The 660-nt window shown below is 46.8% G+C and carries 2 protein-coding genes; both read right to left on the bottom strand.

Annotated elements, in window-relative coordinates; genetic code table 11:
• Positions 1–394, bottom strand: a 394-nt coding sequence (locus ASC50_RS02885) for a Gfo/Idh/MocA family protein (RefSeq protein WP_158648329.1), incomplete at its 3' end; no start/stop codon positions are given.
• Positions 395–531: 137 nt separating this feature from the next.
• Positions 532–660 (bottom strand): 3-keto-alpha-glucoside-1,2-lyase-like domain-containing protein (locus ASC50_RS06680; RefSeq protein WP_158648328.1); only part of this gene is annotated, 129 nt, incomplete at its 5' end.

The following is a 660-nucleotide window of genomic DNA, read 5'->3' as shown; positions in this document are numbered from 1 at the left end:
ACGCGTGCTTGCCCATGGTCATGGCGGTGGCAGCGATAATCGCGTGTGTATGGTCGGCAGTAGCCACGATGACGGCATCGATGCTTTTGCCCATTTCGTCATACATCTTGCGCCAGTCTTTGTACTGCTTCGCGTTGGGATTTTCTTTGAACACGCCGGCAGCGTATTTCCAATCCACATCGCACAGGGCTACGATATTTTCCGTACCCTTCACCGCTTTGATGTTCGCGTTGCCCATACCGCCGATACCAATAGCAGCGATATTAAGTTTATCACTTGGAGCTGTCGCTCCACTAATGTTTTTGCCCATCACGAAACTCGGAAGAATCGTCAATCCGGCGGCAGCTAAACTGCCTTTTTGAAGGAAGTCCCTTCTTGACATTGAATCTGACATAATACTTAATTTAACTTTTAATTTATTTTTTAGCAATGCCCATCATCTGTGCGAACGGAATGGAGTGGGAGTCTGAACCGGAATCTTGAAAAAAAGATGAACCCTGATAAAAAAATCAAGGTTCATCTTCATAAATCTCACTCCAAAATCTTAATGCGGATATTCCGATACCACACATCACCGCCATGGTCTTGCAAGCCGATGTAGCCTTCGTGGTTGGCTCCGCCCAAGTTGTTCAGCAGTTCAAAAGCGAGCGGCCATTTTGC

This window comes from Candidatus Symbiothrix dinenymphae (assembly GCF_001431085.1).
This window is presented reverse-complemented; position numbering and strand designations above follow the sequence as displayed.